Genomic DNA, 17,658 nt, shown 5'->3' on the forward strand with positions numbered 1-17,658 from the left:
TCCTGCGAGGCGCGCCTGCCTGCCCTCCGTGTCGCGAGCGTTGACCTCCTCCGACGGGACGCGGAGAGTCCCCCGCCATGACGCTCCGTCCCATCACTGAAGTCGGCGCCGAGCTGGGTCTCGCGCCGGAAGACGTCCTCCCCTGGGGCCGCGACCGCGCCAAGGTGTCGCTGGACGCCCTGGGCCGCGGTTCGCGCCAGGGCCGCATGGTGCTGGTGTCGGCCATCAACCCCACGCCTCCGGGCGAGGGCAAGACGACCATGTCGGTGGCGCTGGCCATGGGCCTGCGCAAGCGGGGTCGCAAGGCGGTGGCGGCACTGCGCGAGCCGTCCCTGGGGCCTGTCTTCGGCGTGAAGGGCGGCGGCACCGGCGGCGGGCAGGCGAGCCTGGAGCCGGCGGCGGACATCAACCTGCACTTCACGGGCGACCTGCACGCCATCACCAGCGCGCACAACCTGCTGTCCGCGCTGGTGGACAACGCCGTGTACTACGGCCACCCGGTGGTGCTGGAAGGCACGCGGGTGCGCTGGCGCCGCGCGATGGACATGAACGACCGGTTCCTGCGCAACGTCATCGTGGGACTGGGCGGCAAGGCGCACGGCGTGCCGCGCGAGACGTCCTTCGACATCACGGCCGCCAGCGAGGTGATGGCCATCCTGGCGCTGGCGGAGAACCTGAAGGACCTGGAGGCGCGGCTGGGGCGCATCGTGGTGGGGCAGGCGCCGGACGGCTCGCCGGTGCGCGCGAACGACGTGAACGCGGCGGCGTCCATGGTGGCACTGCTGAAGGACGCGCTGATGCCGAACCTGGCCCAGACGCGCGAGGGCGGGCCGGCCATCGTGCACGCGGGGCCGTTTGGCAACATCGCGCACGGGTGTTCATCGGTGGTGGGCACGCGGCTGGCGCTCGCGTACGCGGACGAGGTGGTGACGGAGGCGGGCTTCGGCTTCGACCTGGGCGCGGAGAAGTTCCTGGACATCAAGTGCCGGAGCGCGGGCGTGTGGCCTCGGGGCGTGATGCTGGTGGTGACGCTGCGGGCGCTGAAGCACCACGGCGGCGCGGCGGCGGCGAAGGTGGCGGAGCCGGACCGCGAGGCGCTCTTGAAGGGCTTCGGACACCTGGAGAAGCACCTGGAGTCGGTGACGGCGTTCGGCCTGCCGGCGGTGTTGTGCGTGAACCGGTTCCCGCAGGACACGGAAGCCGAGCTGGACGAAGTGCGCGCGTTCGCGAAGGCGAGAGGCGTGGGCATTGCCGTATGCGACGGGTTCGGCAAGGGCGGCGAGGGTTCGCTGGAGCTGGCGGACACGGTGCTGGCGATGCTGGACGCGACGGATGCGGCGCCGCCGAAGCCGCGCTTCCTCTACGAGTTGGAGCAGACGCCGGAAGAGAAGATCCGCGCCATCGCGCGCACGGTGTACGGCGCGGACGACGTGGCCTTCACGCCAGGGGCACGCAAGGACTTGGAGACGGCGCGGGCGCTGGGAGGCGCGGGGCTGCCGGTGTGCATGGCGAAGACGCACCTGTCCCTGTCGGACGACCCGGCGAAGACAGGCCGGCCCCGGGGCTTCACGTTGACGGTGCGAGAGGTGCGCCTGTCCGCGGGAGCGGGCTTCCTGGTGGCGCTGACTGGAGAGCTGCTCACGATGCCGGGCCTGCCACGTGAGCCCGCCGCCCGACGTGTCACGGTCCATCCGGACGGCAGCATCACGGGCCTGATGCAGGGCGAGTGACGTCAGGGGTAGGGCCTAGCGTCTCCCGTCTTCACTCGACGGGAGCACTCACCCCTGCCCCATTCCAAGCGCACAAAGCCGTCCCCCCATCATCTTGACGGAATATCATCCAGGAATGATATTCCGTCTCATGGGATTGAAGTCTTCGGAACCGATGAGTTTCGGGACTGGTTCCTTGCTCTCGACGAAGAGACGGCACGGTCCGTGGACCACGGGGTGGAGCTTCTGGCCGCGAAGGGGGTCACACTTGGGTTCCCATACTGCAGCCAGGTCAAGGGCTCTTCCCAACCGCTCCGGGAGCTCCGCATCCAGTCCGGAGGGCATCCCCTCCGGGTCTTCTACGCGTTCGATCCTGAGCGCAACGGGGTCCTGCTCCTGGGGGGCGACAAGACCGGAGACAAGCGCTTCTACGAGAGAATGATCCCCCAGGCGGAGAAGATCTGGCTGCGCTACCTCTGGGAAAGGGCCGCCGGACTTCATGACGATTCGAAGAACGAGCGTGAGGAGACGGAGTCATGAAGCTCCACAGCTGGAAGGGGATGCGCCGGGAGAAGTTCACGCCAGCGCAACTCAAGGAACAGGATGAGCGCGTCCAGAAGGAACTCCTGGAGATGAGTCTGCGGGAGGTGCGCGAGTTCGCGGGGATGACGCAGACGCAGCTCGCCGAACGGATGGGCATCTCCCAGGGTCAGCTCTCCCAGACCGAAGCCCGGGATGACCACCGGCTCTCCACGCTCCGGCGCGCCGTGGAGGCCATGGGCGGAGAAATCGAAGTCTCCGCTGTCTTCGGCGACAAGCGGATCATCCTCAAGGGCGTCTGACGCACAACAGGCCGCCCCGGTGTTTCCGGAGCGGCCCGTGGGCCCTGCTTGACGCTGTCCTGGACGGCTAGACGCGGAAGGTGGTGGACAGCTCCTGGAGCTTGCTCAGGGAGGTGTTGATCTGCCCCACCGCCTGCTCGGCGTTGCTCGTGGCCATCACCACGTCGCTCATCATCTCCGACAGCTGCGTCACCACTTCCGTCATCTGCGTGATGCCCGCGTTCTGCTGCGTCACCGAGGCGACGATCTGCCGCGCCGCCTGGCTGCTCTCCTGCACCACCTGGGTGATGTCCTTCAGCGTCGTGGCGGACGAGAGCACCTGCTCGATGCCCTCCTCCATCTTCTGGCTGTCCTCCTCCGCGATGCCCACCGTCTCGCGGATGGCCTGGTTGATCTCCAGGAGGATCTTCCCGATGCGCTGCGTGCTCTGCAGCGACTGGCTGCTCAGCGCCCGCATCTCCTTGGCCACCACCGCGAAGCCACGGCCTTCCTCGCCGGCCCGCGCCGCCTCGATGGCCGCGTTCAACGCGAGCACGTTCGACTGGTCCGCCAGGTCCTTCACGCTGCCGATGATTTCACCCGCGTGCACCGCCTGCTCGGACAGCACGCCGATGCTCCCCACCAGCGCTCCCACCCGCGCGCGGATCTGCTGCAACCCCTCCGCGCTGCGCTCGATGGACACCTGTCCGGAGGCGCTGTACGCGTCCGCCTGCGCCGCCACCTTCAACACCATCTCCGCGCGGCTGGCCGCCATGCCGGACGTCTGGGCGATCTCCGCGATGGTGGAGCTGGCCTCCGTGAGGCTGCGCGACTGGCTGGTCAGGAAGTTGAGCTGCTCGTGGCTCGCCGCGTTCAGCCGCGACGCCGCCGCCGTCAGATCCGTCACCACCGCGCGCAGCGTGTTGGGCACCGAACCCAGCCGCGTCATCAGCGTCTGGATGCTGCGCGCCAGCTCACCCACTTCATCCTGCGCGCTCGTGTCGATGGCCAGCGACAGGTCGCCTTCCCGCACGATGCGCGTCGCCGTCGCCGTCAGCCGAGCCAGGGGCGTCGTCACCTCGCGCAGCAGCCACACCGTGGCCACCGCGAGCACCAAGATGCACGTCACCGCCAGCACCAGCACCCACGTCAGCGTCATGCCGTGCAGCGACGACACCTCCATGAAGGTCTCTCGCTGCGACGCCTCCTGCTGCGCCGTCACGGACTCCAGGCCGGCGTGCATCGTCCGGTACGCGGGCTCCAGCTTCGCGAGCGCGGCTTCCGCGGCCGTGTCATTGCGCGCCGCCAGCGCCACCACCTGCGACGCCTCCTGCCAGTAGCGCGTGAAGGCCCCCTGCAGCGCCTCCACCTTCGGGCCATCCACGTCCGGAAACGCTCGCAGCGCCGTGAGCCCCTTCTGGAGCTCCGTCACCTGCGCGTCCAGCGTCTCCTGCTTCACCGCGTGCAGCGCCACCGCGTCGCCCACGTCCTGGTGCAACGCGGCGAAAACGGCGCGGGACGTCTGCGCCTGGCTCACCGACGGCGCCAGGCTGGAACCGAGGCGCTCCGAGGCGCTCCGCGTGCGCGCGCCCAGCACCACCGTCACCGCCACGATGGCCATCAGGAACGCCGCCGCCACCGTCGGCAGCACCATCATCTTCTGCTTGAGCCTCATCGCCATCACGCACCCCCTCGCGGGCCCATGTCACCCATCCCGATGAAGCGCGGCCGTACTCCCGCGCCGGGCCTGCTGCGCCAGCTCATTGTCGCTCATCCTTCCGCGGCCCCAGCGGGCTCCCCCCGAGGACCGGGGCTCCGTCAGGACTCGTAGGATAGACAACACCTCTCCCCCCGACTCAAGCCCGCGTCCCTTGAAATATCCTGCAAACGGGTCTGCATTGCCCCGCAGGGTCATGCGGGACACTTCATCCTATCAGGTGGGACACTCGGTGGAGGACGCCTCACGTCTACAAAGGGGGCCCAGAAGGCACCCTGGCGCGATCATTCCAGCCGTCCGGCATGGGCTTCACTGCCGGTGACGGTGGCCTGGGTGCGTCCACACAGGCCCTGGCCCGGTCGCTCGGCGGTGCTCAGCGGGTGGGCCGAGGGAGGAAGGGCTCCACCTCGCGGCGGCAGGTGTCGTCACACTCGGAGAAGCGGACGAGGAACGCCGCGTGATTCGCGCACTTCTTGGGCCAGCGCGAGGCGCCGCCATCCACCAGGCAGAGCAGGCGGAACTCGTCGCGGGTGTCCGAGAAGAGGGCCTCGCGCTGCGAGGGGGACATGGCGTCCAGCGCGCGGTCCTCCCCACCCTGGAGCCAGATGAAGACGCCCACCATCGATATGAAGACGAGGGCCAGCCAGGTGCCCTTGCGCAGCCAGATGCTGGGCGGTGGGACCAGCTCCTTCGCGAAGATGTTCTTCTCCTCGCCCCCCTCGTCCGGAGGCGTCCCTTCGTTGCTCATGGGCTCCCTTCCATCCATGGCGCGTGCCAGCCGCACGGCCATGGCGCAGCAGACACCAGCCCGTTCCGCGTTGCACCTTGCAACCGCCATCCGGGGCACATCGTGCCGGATGCAGTGCACCCCCGGGGCTTGCGCCGCCCGGCATCCGACAGACGGGCCCGGCACACGGCGTGCTCTTAGACTGTGCCCATGGAAGTGCGTGCCAGTACCGAGGCGACGGAGCGCCCCATGCGGGTGCTCGTGGTGGACGACGAGCGAAACATCCGCCACACCCTGCGGGTGTGCCTGGAAGGCCTGGGCTGCGAGGTGCGCGAGGCCGCCACGCCAGAGGCCGCGCTCGCGGCGCTCGCTCAAGGCCCGGCGGACCTGGCGTTCGTGGACCTGCGGCTGGGCAACGCGTCCGGACTGGAGCTGCTGCCCCGCCTGCTCGCCGAATCCCCCGCGCTGGACGTCATCCTCATCACCGCCTACGCGACGTTCGACACGGCCGTGGAGGCGGTAAAGCGCGGCGCGCGCGACTACCTGCCCAAGCCGTTCACCCCCGCGCAGATCCGCCACGTCCTGGAGCGCGCGAAGGCGCAGCGTGAGCTGACTTCGCACCTGGGGGACCTGGAGGGGCAGCTGGCGCAGGCGGTGCCGGAGGCCACGCTGGAGACGGCGTCGCCGGCCATGCACGCGGCCATCGGCTTCATCCAGCGCGCGGCCACGTCCGATGCCTCGGTGCTGCTGCGCGGGGAGAGCGGCACGGGCAAGGGGGTGCTCGCGCGAGCGCTGCATTCGATGAGTGCCCGGCGCAAGCGGCCCTTCGTCACCATCAACTGCCCCACCCTGTCCGAACAACTGCTGGCGAGCGAGCTGTTCGGCCACGCGCGCGGCGCCTTCACGGGCGCGGTGAAGGACCAGCCGGGGCGCGTGGAGCAGGCGGAAGGGGGCACGCTCTTCCTGGATGAAGTTGCGGAGATGAGCCCCGCGCTCCAGGCGCAGCTGTTGCGCTTCCTTCAGGAGAAGCAGTTCGAGCGGCTGGGCGAGGGACGTACGCGCAAGGCGGACGTGCGCGTGGTGGCGGCCACGCACCGCGACCTGGAGAAGGACGTGGCGGAGGGACGCTTCCGCGAGGACCTGATGTACCGGTTGAACGTCCTGGAGGTGAAGCTCCCTTCGCTGCGTGAACGGCCGGAGGACCTGCTCCCGCTGGCCCGCCGCTTCATCGCCTTCTTCGCGAAGGCCGCGCAGCGTCCTGCCCCGGAGCTGTCGCCCGCGACGGAGACGATGCTGCGGGCCTACCCCTGGCCGGGCAACGTGCGTGAGCTGCGCAACGCGCTGGAGCGGGCGCTCATCGTGGGTGCGTCAGGCGTAGTGGAGCCGCAGGCGTTCCCGGAGCGCATCGCGAACACGGTGGGGCCTGGGGTGACGCTGGGCGGGCCGCACACGTTGGAAGCGGTGGAGCGCGAACACATCCTGCGGGTGATGGCCTCCGTGCCGACGCTGGATGAAGCAGCCCGGCTGCTCGGCATTGACTCTTCGACGCTGTGGCGCAAGCGCAAGAAGTACGAATCGGAGACGTGACGCAGGCGGCCTGTGCGCCAGTGCATGCAGGCCCGGCACTGGCGGCCGGGGCGTGCAGGGGCGCTCGTCCTTCTGAGTGGATTGCGCCCTTGAGCGCGCATGCGAACCCTGGCCCGTCATGAACCTCATCGACGTGCTCATCCAGCAGCACCGCGACGCAGAGGCCCTCTTCGAGGCCTGGCACCATGCGCCGGACGAAGAGAAGCCGGAGCTGAGCCTGCGCCTGGCCGAAACGCTCACCCTGCACAGCACCCTCGAGGAGCGCTGGGTGTATCCCGTCGCGCGGACCGTCGTCGAAGGGCCGCGCATCGACTTCGCGGTGGAGGAGCACGGGGAGATGACCCAGCTGATCTCCGAACTGTTGCGCGTCCGCCACGACCCGCGCCGCCGCGAAGCCACGGTGCGGCAACTGGAGGCGGTGGCCGCGCAACACATGGCGGAGGAGGAGCGCGAGGTGGTGCCCCGACTGCGCAAGATGGACGCGGACGCGTTCGGCCAGTCGAGCGCTGAAATCGTCCGCTCCGCGTCCGACGCGCGGAAGGAAGCGATGCGCCAGCTGGAGATGTCCACGCCGATGTGACCGCGGGCTTCAGGCCTGCTCGGGCTGCGGCAGCGTGAACCAGAAGGTGCTGCCCTGCCCCGGCGTGCTCACCACGCCCAGCTCGCCGCCGTGGGCCTGGACGATGTCGCGGGCGATGGACAGCCCCAGCCCCGCGCCTCCCGCCGGTGCGCCCGGGGCGCGATAGAACTTCTCGAAGATGCGCGCCTGCTCCTGGGCGGGGATGCCTTCGCCGGTGTCCTTCACTTCGAAGCGCACGTGGGGGCCTTCACGCGACACGTGCACGGACACCTCGCCGTCGTGCGGCGTGTGCTTCACGCCGTTGCCCACCAGGTTTCCCAGCACCAGGTGCAGCCGGTCCGGATCCACTCGCACCGTCTCCACGTCCGGTGACAGGGATTGCGACAGGCGCACGCCCCGGTCCTCCGCCAGCGCTCGCTGCGCGGCCAGCGCCTGCTCCACCAACTCCTCCGTGGGCACCTCCCGCACGTCCAGTTGGAGCTGACCGGACTGGATGCGCGACAGGTCCAGCAGGTCGTCCACGATGCCCTGCAATCGCTCGCAGTCCTCGCGCGCCGCGAAGAGCAGGTCCGCCTGCTTCTCCGTCACCTGCCCCACGACACCTTCGGCCACCAGGTGGATGGCCATGCGCAGCGACGTGAGCGGCGTGCGGAACTCGTGCGCCACCGTGGCCACCAGGTCGTTCTTCAGTTCGTCGAAGCGCCGCAGCCGCGTCACGTCCTGGAGGATGAGCGTGGCTCCCACCACTTCCCCGGTCTCTCCGTGCACCGGGCTGCCTCGCGGCAGGAGCCACCGGACGCCCTCTGGCGACGACTCCACTCGCACCGCCTCTTCGTAGCCCCTGGGCTGGTACGCGCCCCTTCCTCCCACGACATGCGCTCGCACTCGCTCCAGCACGGCGCGCACCTCTGGCTCCACGCGGCCCAGCGCGTCTCCGCCCTCGTCCAGTCGCAGGCGGAGCACGTCCTCCGCTGCGGCGTTCACGTTGAGCAGCCCGCCTTCCGCGCCCAGCACCAGCACGGGGTCGGGCAGGCTGTCGATGGCCGCTTGCGACACCGCCTGCGCCTGGAGCAGTTCGCCCAGGCTGCTCTTGCGGTACTGCGCCAGCCGCTCCGCCATGGTGTTGAAGTCCCGCGCGAGCCCGGCGATTTCGTCCCGTCCCTCCACCACCGCTCGCGCCTCCACGTCGCCCTGCCCCAGGCGGCGCACCGCTTGCGACAGCACGGACACCGGACGGAGCGCTCGCTGCACCAGCGACGTGGTGAAGAACAGGCCGAAGCCCAGCGCCGCCACCACCGCGAACACCATCAGCGTGTTCACCCGCTCGCTCTGCTGGCGCAGGCGGTCGTTCTTGCGCACCATCGCGTCCTGATTCAGCGCGAGGACGGACGCCGCCGCGGCCTTCGCCTCCTGGAAGGCCGGTGAGAGCGATTCGAAGTAGCTCGTGCGCGCGGCCTCCGTGCCACGTGCCTGGAGGAAGACGTCGAACTCCTCGCGGTACTTCGTCCACGCGGTGCGCAGCCGCTGCGTGGCCTCCGCCTCGCCGGGTTCGGTGATGTTGCCCTGCTGGATGCCCAGCTCCAGCTCCAGCGGTGGGCGCTGCGAGGCCTGCTGGGTCACGCCCCGCTCGCGCTCGCCCGCGATAATGAACAGCGCCGCGCTGTCCATGCGCTCCAACTGCTCCGTGATGCGCTGGGTGGCGAGCACGCTGCGGTAGTTGTCCTCCAGCACCTGCTGGCCGGAGCGGCCCACGCGCGCCAGGGTGATGACGGCCGTGGCTCCCAGGAAGAGCAACGCCAGCACCAATGGCACCTGGGCCAGCAGCAGACGCGAGCGCAGCGTCATGGGCGCTTCTCCTCGTGCGATTCGAAGGACACGACGTGGATGTCGAAGCCCTCCCCTTCGCGCAAGAGGCGCGCGTCCGCGGTCATCCCCAACCGCTGGCGCCACTTCGCCTGGTTCGAACGGCCGATGATGATGTGCCCCACGCCGTGCGAACGGGCGAAGTCCAGCAGCGCCGCCACCGGGTCGCTGGAGCGCAGGCGCACCACCTCCGCGCCCAGCTCCTTCGCCTTCTCGATGTTCGTCAGCAGGTGCCGCTGCGCCTCCGCGTCGATGAGGTTTGGGGCCTCGCGCGGCGTCTCCACGTACACCACGAACCAGTCCGTGTTGAGCCGGCCCGCCATGCGTGAACCCCGGCGCAGCAGTGTCGCCGCGCGCGGCGGATGGCTGGAGAGGGCCACCAGCACCCGGCCCCACGCGCCGCCCTTCTGGGACGGATCCTCGCCTGCCCGGGCCTGCCTGCCGGTGGTGGCTCGGTCCAGGCTCTCCGCCACTTCGCGCAGGGCCAGCTCTCGAAGGGTGGAGAGGTTGTCTCCGGTGAAGAAGCGCTCCAGCGCGTGCGGCACCTTGTCCGGCGCGTAGATCTTCCCCGCCTTGAGCCGTTCGTGCAGGTCCTCCACCGCGAGGTCCAGGTTCACCACCTGGTCCGCCGTCTTGAGGAAGCTGTCCGGCAGCGTCTCCCGCACAGTGACTCCGGTGTTGCGCTCCACCAGGTCGTTGAGGCTCTCCAGGTGCTGCACGTTGAAGGCACCAATGACGTTGATGCCCGCGGCCAGCAACTCCTGCACGTCCTGGTAGCGCTTGCGGTGACGGCACACGGGGGCGTTGGTGTGGGCCAGCTCGTCCACGATGGCCACCTGCGGCTTGCGCGCGAGGATGGCTTCCAGGTCCAGCTCCTCCACGGTGACGTCCCGGTACGTGATGCGCTGGCGCGGCACGACCTCCAGGCCCTCGACCAGTGCCTCCGTCTCAGGACGACCGTGGGTCTCGACGAAGCCCAGCACCACGTCCACGCCACGCGCCTTCAGCGCGTGTGCTTCCTCCAGCATGCGGAACGTCTTGCCCACGCCCGCCGCGAAGCCGATGTAGAGCTTCAGCCGGCCGCGCCGACCGCGCTCCACCAGCTCCAGGAAGTCCTCCGCGCGAGGACGCCGCGTCGTCATGACTGCCTTCTCCTCAACGGGAGGCCGTGGGCGCGGGCCCGCCGAACTGACGGTCCATCGCGAGGTTCAACGTGAGCACGTTCACCCGGGGTTCTCCCAGCACGCCGAACGTCCGTCCTTCCACCCGGGACATCACCAACGCACGCACGCGCGCCGGGTCCACGCCTCGCGCTCGCGCCACGCGGGGAACCTGCCACAGCGCCGCCTCCGGCGACACCTGCGGATCCAACCCGGACGCGGACGCTGTCACCAGCTCGCCGGGCACGGGGCCTTCCGCCTCGGGGTTCTCTCGGCGCAGCCGGTCCGCCTCCGCCACTGCTCGGTCGCGGAGCTTCTGGGACGTGGGGCCCAGGTTGCTGCCGCTGGAGGCCGTCGCGTCCCAGCCCGTGCCGGCGGCGGAGGGACGCGGCTGGAAGTAGTCGGCTTGAGTGAAGCCCTGGGCGATGAGAGCGCTGCCCACCACTCGGCCGCGGTCGTCCTTCACCAACGACCCGTTGGCTTCATTCGGAAACAACACCTGCGCCACGCCTGTGACGGTCAGGGGGTACAGCACGCCCGTGAGGGCCAGCGTGACGGCGCTGACGCGCAGGGCGGTGAGGAGCGCGGAGACCATGGATGTTCCTTTCTTGTGTGCTCAGGCCAGGCCCACGGTGGTGAGCAGCACGTCGATGACCTTGATGCCCACGAACGGGACGATGACTCCGCCCACGCCGTAGAGGAGCAGGCTGCGGCGCAGGAGGGCCGCCGCGCCCAGCGGGCGGTAGCGCACGCCCTTCAGCGCCAGCGGGATGAGCGCCACGATGATGAGTGCGTTGAAGATGACGGCGGACAGGATGGCGCTGAACGGCGACGTCAGCCCCATCACGTTGAGCGGGGCAATCTGCGGGAAGACGCCCATGAACAGCGCCGGGAGGATGGCGAAGTACTTCGCGACGTCGTTGGCGATGGAGAACGTGGTCAGCGTGCCTCGCGTCATCAGTAACTGCTTGCCCACCTCCACCACCTCCAGGAGCTTGGTGGGGTTGGAGTCCAGGTCCACCATGTTGCCGGCCTCCTTGGCGGCCTGGGTGCCGGTGTTCATCGCCACGCCCACGTCCGCCTGGGCCAGCGCGGGCGCGTCGTTGGTGCCGTCGCCCGTCATCGCCACGAGCTTGCCCTTGCCCTGCTCCGCGCGGATGAGCGCGAGCTTCGCCTCCGGGGTCGCCTCCGCCAGGAAGTCGTCCACGCCGGCCTCTCGCGCGATGGCCGCCGCGGTGCGCGGGTTGTCGCCGGTGATCATCACCGTGCGGATGCCCATGGCGCGGAAGCGGTCGAAGCGCTCCTTGATGCCGCCCTTCACCACGTCCTTCAGGTGGATGATGCCCAGCACCCGCGCTCCGTCCGCCACCGCGAGCGGTGTGCCTCCTGCGTCACCGATGCGACCCGAGACCTGGGTCAGCTCCTCTGGCACGGTGCCGCCCTGCGCCTGCGTGTAGCGGACGATGGCGTCCACCGCGCCCTTGCGGATGCTGCGCGGGTGCGGATCCACCAGGTCACAGCCGCTCATGCGCGTCTGCGCGGTGAAGGGGACGAAGGTGGCCTGGTGCGCTCGCAGCTCGCGCGGGCGCATCTTGTATGTGTCCTTGACCAGTGTGACGACGGAGCGTCCTTCCGGGGTCTCGTCCGCGAGGCTCGCGAGCTGCGCGGCCTCCGCCAGTTCCTCCGCGCGCACGCCCGGCATGGGCAGCAGCTCCGTGGCCATGCGGTTGCCCAGGGTGATGGTGCCCGTCTTGTCGAGCAGCAACGTGTCCACGTCCCCCGCCGCCTCCACCGCTCGCCCGCTGAGCGCGAGCACGTTCTTGCGCAGGAGCCGGTCCATGCCGGCGATGCCGATGGCGCTCAGGAGGCCGCCGATGGTCGTGGGGATGAGGCACACCAGCAGCGCCACCACCGCCGTTCCGGACAGCGGCACTCCCGAGTAGAGCGCCAGCGGCACCAGCGTCACGCACGCCATCAGGAACACCAGCGTGAGGCCCACCAGCAGGATGTGCAGCGCGATTTCATTGGGCGTCTTCTTGCGGGCCGCGCCCTCCACCAGGCCGATCATCCGGTCGAGGAACGACTCTCCCGGATCCACGCTGATGCGGATGACGATGCGGTCGGACAGCACCTTCGTGCCTCCGGTGACGGCGGAACGGTCGCCTCCGGACTCGCGGATGACGGGGGCGGACTCGCCGGTGACGGCGGACTCGTCCACGCTGGCGATGCCCTCCAGCACCTCGCCGTCGCCGGGGATGACGTCTCCGGCTTCGCACACCACGCGGTCGCCCTTGCGCAGGGCGGGGGCTCCGACGCGCTCCTCCCGGCCGTCGTGGGTGAGGCGGCGAGCCTGGGTGTCCTGACGCATGCGGCGCAGGGCGCTCGCCTGGGCCTTGCCTCGGCCCTCCGCCACGGCTTCGGCGAAGTTGGCGAAGAGGACCGTGAACCACAGCCACAGCATCACGGACACGGTGAACCACATGGGCGCGGTGGGTTCCCCAGAGACCGTCAGGTCCTTGAGGACGAACACCGTGGTGAGCAGGCTTCCGGCCCACACCACGAACATCACCGGGTTGCGGGCCACGTCGCGCGGGTGGAGCTTCTTGAGGCTCTCCCACACGGCGGGCTTGAGCAGCGCGGGGTCCAACAGCGATGCCTGTTTGCTTGCGGGGGCCATGGTCAGAACACCTTTCCGGCCGCGCCGAGGAAGTGCTCGACGATGGGGCCCAGGGACAGCGCGGGGAAGAACGTCAGCGCGCCCACGACGACGACGACGCTCACGAGCAGGCCGGTGAAGAGGACTCCATCCGTGGGGAAGGTGCCGGGCCCGGGGGCCACGGCCTTCTTGCCCACGAGCGAGCCCGCCAACGCCAGCACCGGCACCATCATCAGGAAGCGACCCGCGAGCATCGACATGCCCAGGCTGATGTTCCAGAACGGCGTGTTGGCGTTGAGGCCCGCGAAGGCGCTGCCGTTGTTGGCCACGCCGCTGGTGAACGCGTAGAGGATTTCGGAGAGCCCGTGCGGCCCCGCATTGTTGAGGGACGACGTGCCCTGCGGGAGCACCGCGCCCACGGCGGACAGGCCCAGGATGACCAGCGGGAAGACGAGCACGTACAGCATCGCGAGCGTCATCTCGCGCGCTTCGATCTTCTTGCCGAGGAACTCCGGCGTACGGCCCACCATCAGGCCCGCGATGAAGACCGCGAGCACCGCCATCACGAGGATGCCGTAGAGGCCCGCGCCGACGCCTCCGAAGATGACCTCGCCCAGCTGCATGTTGACCATGGGCACCAGCCCGCCCAGCGGCGTGAAGCTGTCATGCATGGAATTGACCGCGCCGCAGGACGCGTCGGTGGTGACGGTGGCGAACAGCGTGGAGGCCGCGACGCCGAAGCGCGTCTCCTTGCCCTCCAGGTTCCCGGCCTGGAGGACGTTGGCGGAGGCGAGCGCGGGGTTGGGCTGGGATTCGGCGGCGTAGCTGGCGGTGGCGCCCACGAGGAAGAGGACGGACATGGCCGCGAAGAGGACCCAGCCCTGCTTCGTGTCGCCGGTCATCTTTCCGTAGGTGTACGTGAGGCCCGCGGGCAGCACGAAGATGAGCAGCAATTGGACCAGGTTGGTGAGCGGCGTGGGGTTTTCGAAGGGGTGGGCGCTGTTGGCGTTGAAGAAGCCGCCGCCGTTGGTGCCCAGCATCTTGATGGCCTCCTGCGAGGCCACTGGCCCGAAGGCGAGCGTCTGCTTCACGCCTTCCACGGTGGTGTGCTCGGGGTACGGCGCGAGGTTCTGGAGCACGCCCTGCGACACGAAGAACAGGGCCGCGAGGAAGCTCAGGGGCAGGAGCACGTAAAGCGTGCCGCGAACCAGGTCGACCCAGAAGTTGCCCAGGGTCTTGCGGCCTTCGGGGCCGGGGCGGCGGGTGAGACCTCGCGCGAGGGCGAGCGCGACTCCCAGGCCCGTGGCGGCGGAGACGAAGTTCTGCCACGTCAGCCCCAGCATCTGGGTGGCGTAGCTCATCGTGGATTCACCGGCGTACGACTGCCAGTTGGTGTTGGCCACGAAGCTGGCGGCGGTGTTGAAGGCGAGCGCCGAGCCCACGGCGGGCAGGCCCTGCGGGTTGAGCGGGAGCACGTGCTGGAGCCGCTGGAGCGCATAGAGAACGACGAGGCCCACGGCGCTGAAGGCGAGCAGGGCGACGGTGTACTGGACCCACGTCTGCTCGTGTTCGCGCTTCACGCCGCACAGGCGCAGCAGGGCGCGTTCGATGGGACCTAGCACTCGGGGCAGGGGTTGGGTGTCGGCCTCGAAGACGCGGAAGAGGTAGAGGCCCACGGGCTTCGTCAGCGCGAGGACGAGCGCGAAGAACAGCAGGGTCTGGAGCCAGCCAATGAGGGTCATGGCGGGCTCCTAGAAGCGCTCGGGCCGGAGCAGGGCGTAGACGAGGTAGACGGAGAGGAGGACCGCGAGCGCGGTCCCTGCGGCGTATTCGAAGCTCATGGCCCCAGGAGCATGAGCATCCGCCGTACCGGAGCGGGCCTCCGTCAGGCCCAGGCGTTCCGAGGGGTTGCGGGAGCTGTCCTCCTGGCCGGGTTGCAATGTGCACGAACCGGCTCCGTGCACCCCTGCGAGGTGAAATGGGGCGGCGGCGTTACAGTGGGGAGCGGAGGTGGTTGGCGTGCATCGGTATCGGTGGAGCGAGAGCATCGAACCCAGGCTTCAGCAGGCGACCGAGCGCATGCGCCGGTTGCGTGCCACCCGGATGCCGCCTGCCGCGGTGCAGAGCCTGCGGCATTGGTTCCGGATCCACCACACGTACAATTCAAACGCGATTGAGGGGAACCGGCTGACCCTTCCGGAGACTCGCGCGGTGGTGGAGGACGGCATCACCATCGCGGGCAAGTCGCTGAAGGATCACTTCGAGGCGGTCAACCTCGCGCACGCGCTCGACTTCGTTGAAGGGCTGGCCAGCAAGGAGACTGTGCTGGGTGAGCGGGACGTGCGCGGGATACACGGCATTGTCCTGCGCGCAATCGATCCCGAGAACGCCGGCGCCTATCGGAGCATCAACGTACGGATCGGCGGCACAAAGCATCTGCCTCCAGAAGCAGTCCGGGTGCCCGAGGAGATGCGAGCGTTCGGTGAGTGGCTGGCGGGGGCCAAGAACGATCACCCGGTGATTGTCTCCGCCATCGCGCATGCGTGGTTCGAGACGATCCATCCCTTCGTAGACGGGAACGGTCGGACAGGGAGGCTGCTCGCCAACATGCTGCTGATGCTGGAGCACTATCCAGCCATCGCGCTGCTCGTCGAGGACCGGACGCGGTACTACACGGCACTGGATGCGTCCCACGATGGCGACATCACCGCAATCGTAGAACTCACGCTCGACCGATTGGACCAGAGCTTCGTGGAGCACGAGCAGGCCGCCCATGAGATGCCTGAGGTCCGTGAGCCTGTGACAGATGCGACAGAGTTCGGGACATACGAAATCAGGCCCCGACTCTTGTCTCCGTGACTCGCGATCCCGTTACGGCGAATTGGACACGGACGAATCACAGTCCGAAGTGCACTTGCCGGAGCAGGCGACTTGGCCAGGGTACGAGTCCAGGATGGCGCACTGGGTGCCTCCCGTGCAGGACACGAGCTCGGTGCAGACCTTTGAATCATCCACGCAGCGCGCCTTGGACACGCCGTCCAGCTTGAGCGCGAGGCAGGACAGGCCCTGGGGACACTGGGGCAGGTCCACTCCGCACTCCTGCGCCAAGTCCAGCGACTGCCCCTCGCGCAGCTTCAGCTTCCCCTGCCCTCCCTCGCCGTCCGACCCACAGGCCGCGAGGGCCATCACCGTCAGACAACCGCCCAGCATCCGCATCCAGCGCATCGAGGCTCCTTGGAGTCGTGAAGCCTCCTGCCCTGAGCAAGCCATGGACCAGGAGGGCATCGCAGGGATTCCGCGCGCTTGGCGAGCGGAGACGGCCTCGGAAATCTGATGCTGCCTCGAATCCCTGGCGGCTTGGGACTCAGCGGAACTCGTCCACGATGTACACGCCCGCGCGCGGGGAGTTGAGGATCGCCGTTCCTGGTTTGGACTCGGGTCGCTTGCGCAATTGTCCGAAGCCGAGCCTCGCTACCGCGCAGATGGGCACGCGGTCCTTTCCCTTCAGGAACTGGGCTTCGTAGTACCGGATGACCGGCTGTTCTCCGCCCGTCCAGACGCGCCCGTAGAGGCGCATGGGCGCCTCCAACGTTCCGATGTCCTCGTCCAACACGCTCTCGATGGGCCCGTCGTGAAGCGTGATGTGCTCCGCCCGGCTCTGGTTCGCATCCAGTTGGACCCACACGGCTTCGCCCACATAGAGCTGCAGGTACCGCATCACTTCCAGCGACTTCTCCGGGCACTTCTCCGACATGGGCGTTCCATCCGCATGAAGGCGGACGTCGCCCAGGGTCGTCGCACAACCCGGATGAAGGGCCAGCAGGCCCATCCAGGCCACGAGCATGTATCGACGCGAGGTCATGCGGCTGTTCCTACTTCCCGAGCAAGCTCGGGCTCAACTCGACAACCGCCTGCCACAGCCCATCGTGCCGGTACAGCTCCAGGAACAGGGAGGTCAGGGTCCCGCTGTCCACGAACGCGCTCCCGTCCACCACGAGCCCGATGACACCCGAGGTCCCAGGCTCAATCACCGCGGAGGATGACCGGACCGCCAGCGGCCGCTCGCGCGAGTCCGACCTGCCCACGAGCCGCACGGAGCTCATGCTCCACGGACGCTGAGCACTCAGGTTCTTCACCTTGAACACGACCGCGGCCTTGCCCGTGCCCCGGTAGACCGTGCCATCCAGTGTCGTGTCGCCATCCGTGCCGGAGAAATGATCCGCGACGCCGAAGGGGGTCTGAGCCACCGCGCCCGTGGTCAGCAGCGCCGCCAGCGCATGGTCCTCGGAGGACTCCTCCTTGCGGAGCCGCTCGTTCTCCGCGCGGAGGGTCTTGTTCTCCTTCTCCGAGTCCACCAGCGCCGAAGCCATGGCCTCGTAGCCATCCCGGTCCTTGTAGACGTTGAGCTGCTGGTCCGCGCTTCCATGCTCGCGCCGTCCCGGAGGACGGAGGAGGAAGGGGACCTCTCGCGCATCCGACAACGTGACGAGCAGGGAGAAGCCTTCCTCCGGTGCCAGGTCGCGCCGGGGCTCCAGCACCACCTTCCGGCCCACGACGCCCACCGGTTCGAACCGCCCCTCTCCGCCCACCAGCCGTGCCCGGAGCGGCGCGAGGTCCTGCTCGAAGCGGAGGACCGTCACGACCTGCCCCTTCACGTAGATGCGCTGGGGCGCGGCCTCGGGCTGCTCGGGGAGGACGAGCGTCCGGATGACGGCGTGCTCGTGCTCCTCCGCCACAGCGGCCCCGGCGAGCAGCGTCCCGAGCAGCGCCCACGTCCCAGGTAGAGCGATTCGCATACAACCTGGGACATAGCATCGGCCTCTCGGGGGTCCAAGCCG

General features: G+C 69.0%; 17 protein-coding genes. 6 read left to right on the forward strand and 11 right to left on the reverse strand.

Features of this window, described 5'->3' with window-relative positions; all coding sequences use genetic code 11:
* Positions 1–77 precede the first annotated feature (77 nt).
* The 3 genes from D7Y04_RS26860 (at position 78) to D7Y04_RS26870 (ending at position 2,551) form a co-directional block, all read left to right on the forward strand.
* Entirely contained in the window at positions 78–1,730 is a 1,653-nt protein-coding gene (locus tag D7Y04_RS26860; RefSeq protein ID WP_121761108.1) for a formate--tetrahydrofolate ligase, read from the forward strand.
* A 135-nt stretch (positions 1,731–1,865) separates the two neighbouring features.
* Positions 1,866–2,249, forward strand: coding sequence for a type II toxin-antitoxin system RelE/ParE family toxin (locus D7Y04_RS26865; protein WP_199749736.1), 384 nt, complete (start codon positions 1,866–1,868; stop codon positions 2,247–2,249).
* Positions 2,246–2,551 carry a helix-turn-helix domain-containing protein gene (locus D7Y04_RS26870; RefSeq protein WP_233601591.1) on the forward strand — a complete coding sequence of 102 codons (306 nt, stop codon included), beginning with the start codon at positions 2,246–2,248 and terminating at the stop codon, positions 2,549–2,551. The genes D7Y04_RS26865 and D7Y04_RS26870 overlap by 4 nt, the downstream gene beginning before the upstream one ends.
* 67 nt (positions 2,552–2,618) lie before the next feature.
* Here D7Y04_RS26870 and D7Y04_RS26875 read toward each other — a convergent pair whose 3' ends face one another.
* Both D7Y04_RS26875 and D7Y04_RS26880 read right to left on the reverse strand, forming a co-directional pair.
* Positions 2,619–4,211, reverse strand: a complete 1,593-nt coding sequence (locus tag D7Y04_RS26875) for a methyl-accepting chemotaxis protein (protein ID WP_121761110.1) — start codon at positions 4,209–4,211, stop codon at positions 2,619–2,621.
* A 409-nt stretch (positions 4,212–4,620) separates the two neighbouring features.
* Positions 4,621–4,995 (reverse strand): hypothetical protein, encoded by a 375-nt coding sequence (locus D7Y04_RS26880; RefSeq protein ID WP_120595014.1) that lies wholly within the window; start codon positions 4,993–4,995, stop codon positions 4,621–4,623.
* Positions 4,996–5,223: 228 nt separating this feature from the next.
* Here D7Y04_RS26880 and D7Y04_RS26885 point away from each other — a divergent pair, with 228 nt between their 5' ends.
* Positions 5,224–6,561 carry a sigma-54 dependent transcriptional regulator gene (locus D7Y04_RS26885; protein WP_121761111.1) on the forward strand — a complete coding sequence of 446 codons (1,338 nt, stop codon included), beginning with the start codon at positions 5,224–5,226 and terminating at the stop codon, positions 6,559–6,561.
* A 118-nt stretch (positions 6,562–6,679) separates the two neighbouring features.
* Positions 6,680–7,141, forward strand: coding sequence for a hemerythrin domain-containing protein (locus D7Y04_RS26890; protein ID WP_121761112.1), 462 nt, complete (start codon positions 6,680–6,682; stop codon positions 7,139–7,141).
* A 9-nt stretch (positions 7,142–7,150) separates the two neighbouring features.
* On the opposite strand, the gene D7Y04_RS26895 is transcribed toward D7Y04_RS26890, so the two are convergent.
* Genes D7Y04_RS26895 through kdpF form a run of 6 tightly spaced genes read right to left on the reverse strand, consistent with a single transcriptional unit; the run spans position 7,151 to position 14,661 of the window.
* Positions 7,151–8,986: an ATP-binding protein gene (locus tag D7Y04_RS26895; protein WP_121761113.1), complete on the reverse strand. Its 1,836-nt coding sequence runs from the start codon at positions 8,984–8,986 to the stop codon at positions 7,151–7,153.
* Positions 8,983–10,146 carry a sensor protein KdpD gene (locus D7Y04_RS26900; RefSeq protein WP_120594990.1) on the reverse strand — a complete coding sequence of 388 codons (1,164 nt, stop codon included), beginning with the start codon at positions 10,144–10,146 and terminating at the stop codon, positions 8,983–8,985. The genes D7Y04_RS26895 and D7Y04_RS26900 overlap by 4 nt, the downstream gene beginning before the upstream one ends.
* 13 nt (positions 10,147–10,159) lie before the next feature.
* Positions 10,160–10,759 carry a potassium-transporting ATPase subunit KdpC gene (gene kdpC, locus D7Y04_RS26905; protein WP_120594989.1) on the reverse strand — a complete coding sequence of 200 codons (600 nt, stop codon included), beginning with the start codon at positions 10,757–10,759 and terminating at the stop codon, positions 10,160–10,162.
* Positions 10,760–10,780: 21 nt separating this feature from the next.
* A complete protein-coding gene (gene kdpB / locus D7Y04_RS26910; RefSeq protein WP_120594988.1) occupies positions 10,781–12,841 on the reverse strand; it encodes a potassium-transporting ATPase subunit KdpB in 2,061 nt (686 codons plus the stop codon).
* Between the two features lie 2 nt (positions 12,842–12,843).
* Complete coding sequence (kdpA, locus tag D7Y04_RS26915) at positions 12,844–14,562, reverse strand: potassium-transporting ATPase subunit KdpA (RefSeq protein ID WP_121761114.1); 1,719 nt, start codon at positions 14,560–14,562, stop codon at positions 12,844–12,846.
* Between the two features lie 9 nt (positions 14,563–14,571).
* Complete coding sequence (kdpF, locus tag D7Y04_RS26920; RefSeq protein ID WP_120576322.1) at positions 14,572–14,661, reverse strand: K(+)-transporting ATPase subunit F; 90 nt, start codon at positions 14,659–14,661, stop codon at positions 14,572–14,574.
* A gap of 178 nt (positions 14,662–14,839) precedes the next feature.
* Here kdpF and D7Y04_RS26925 point away from each other — a divergent pair, with 178 nt between their 5' ends.
* Positions 14,840–15,679, forward strand: coding sequence for a Fic family protein (locus D7Y04_RS26925; RefSeq protein ID WP_120594986.1), 840 nt, complete (start codon positions 14,840–14,842; stop codon positions 15,677–15,679).
* A gap of 12 nt (positions 15,680–15,691) precedes the next feature.
* Here the strand turns inward: D7Y04_RS26925 and D7Y04_RS26930 are convergent, their stop codons facing one another.
* From D7Y04_RS26930 to D7Y04_RS26940, 3 genes are all read right to left on the reverse strand, one after another.
* Positions 15,692–16,045, reverse strand: a complete 354-nt coding sequence (locus tag D7Y04_RS26930) for a hypothetical protein (protein ID WP_120594985.1) — start codon at positions 16,043–16,045, stop codon at positions 15,692–15,694.
* Positions 16,046–16,184: 139 nt separating this feature from the next.
* A complete protein-coding gene (locus D7Y04_RS26935) occupies positions 16,185–16,682 on the reverse strand; it encodes a hypothetical protein (RefSeq protein WP_121761115.1) in 498 nt (165 codons plus the stop codon).
* 10 nt (positions 16,683–16,692) lie between these two features.
* Positions 16,693–17,616, reverse strand: coding sequence for a DUF2381 family protein (locus D7Y04_RS26940; protein ID WP_121761116.1), 924 nt, complete (start codon positions 17,614–17,616; stop codon positions 16,693–16,695).
* Between the last annotated feature and the right edge of the window lie 42 nt (positions 17,617–17,658).

Origin of the sequence: Corallococcus sp. AB038B (genome assembly GCF_003668955.1) — a bacterium.
GTDB classification, from domain to species: Bacteria; Myxococcota; Myxococcia; order Myxococcales; family Myxococcaceae; genus Corallococcus; species Corallococcus exiguus.